The 1,620-nt window shown below is 61.0% G+C and carries 2 protein-coding genes; both read right to left on the reverse strand.

Annotated elements, in window-relative coordinates:
• Positions 1–1,072, reverse strand: a 1,072-nt coding sequence (gene serS, locus QZ269_RS13030; protein ID WP_291427126.1) for a serine--tRNA ligase, incomplete at its 3' end; no start/stop codon positions are given.
• A gap of 67 nt (positions 1,073–1,139) precedes the next feature.
• Positions 1,140–1,433, reverse strand: coding sequence for an Asp-tRNA(Asn)/Glu-tRNA(Gln) amidotransferase subunit GatC (gatC, locus tag QZ269_RS13035; RefSeq protein WP_291427127.1), 294 nt, complete (start codon positions 1,431–1,433; stop codon positions 1,140–1,142).
• Between the last annotated feature and the right edge of the window lie 187 nt (positions 1,434–1,620).

Here is a 1,620-nt window from a genome sequence, read left to right on the forward strand (position 1 = left end):
GCCAATCGCCCAGGTACGAACAGCTGTGCGTTTCGCGGTATTTTTCCTCGCTGGGCACCCAGCTTTCGATGTCGTACATCAGCATCTTGCCCGCGCCCATGTCGCCCGTGCAGTTCTGGACGACCCGGTAGGGCAGTTCGAGGGCCGCCAACAGGTCTTCAGCGTTTTGCAAAATCCTGTTAAACCATTCCAGCGCCACTTCCTGATCGGCCTCGCACAGCACGTACTGCTCGACCTTGCGAAATTCGTGGACGCGAATCAGGCCGCGCACGTCGCGCCCGGCGGCCCCGGCCTCGCTGCGAAAGGCCGCGCTGATCGCCGCGAACGCCATTGGCAGCTGCGACTGCTGAAGCTGTTCGCCCGCGTAAAGGCTGTTGACCGGCACCTCAGCGGTTCCGGCAAGCATCATCTCATCGCCTTCGATCTTATAGACCTGATCCTCGCCGCCGGGGAAATGACCCGAGGCAATAAAGGTTTCGGGACGCACCAGCGCCGTGGTCGAAAGCTGAGTAAACCCGTGCCCAGCCAGGAAATCCAGCGTGAACATCAGCACGGCCATTTCGAGCATGACCGCCTCACCCTTAAGCAGATAGCTGCGGCTGCCCGACACGCGGGCCACGCGCTCGGGGTCGCTCCAGCCCTGGAGTTCGAGAAGCTCGACGTGATCAAGCGGCTTGAAGGCAAACTGGGGCAGCGTCCCCTCGCGGCGCAGTTCCACGTTTTCGCTGTCGTCCCGGCCCACCGGCACACTGTCCAGGGGGATATTCGGCACGCGCAGCAGCAGGTTTTTAAGTTTTTCTTCTTCCTCGCGTAGTTGCGGTTCAAGCGCCTTGAGTTCCTCGCTTAAATCTTTACCCTTCTGAATCAGGGCTGGGCGCTCGTCTGGCGCGGCTTTCGGCACCAGCTTGGCGTTGGCGTTACGCTCGGTCTGCATGACCTCGACGCGCTGCTTGAGGGCGATCAGGTCACGATCGAGACGCAACAGGTCGTCGAGGTTCAGGCCGATATTCTTGACCTCAATGGCGCGTTTGACCTGTTCAGGGTTTTCGCGGATAAATTTGAGGTCAAGCATCACAGGCTCCAGAGACGGGCAAGCGTCGGCAAGAAAAGCGGAAAGCCGCCTTTGAGCGCAGGGCCGCTCATGACTCGGCCTCGACGGTGCGCGGAATTCTGATCTGGCCGTCTTGCATCTCAGGGGCGAGGGCCGCGATCACGCCCGCCGGGAAGGGCTGGCCCGCCACGTCCTCACGCAGCACGTTAACCAGGTTCACGGGGCGCTGCATTTCCTCGGCGCCGTCGGTGTTCACTTCGTTGAGCTGCTCGAAGTAACCGAGCAATTTGGTCAGGTCTTCTTGCATGACGGTGCGTTCCTCGGGCGTCAGCTGAAGCCGGGCGAGGGTGGCGAGGTGGTCGATTTGAGCCGCGTCGATCATGAACAGAAGTATAAAGGTGACGGCACTGAACAGGCTTCCCAGAGTGGGCAGGCTTCCCAGGGGCGGGCCTCAGTGCACCCGCACGCCCTTGGTCAGCGGCTGCTTTTGCACCCACTTGATAAATTTCTGCACTTCCTCGCGCTCCAAGATGGCCTCGACGGTGTTCAACTCGTTCGCCAGTTCGCCT

Origin of the sequence: Deinococcus sp., from assembly GCF_018260405.1 — a bacterium.
Classification (GTDB): Bacteria; Deinococcota; Deinococci; order Deinococcales; family Deinococcaceae; genus Deinococcus.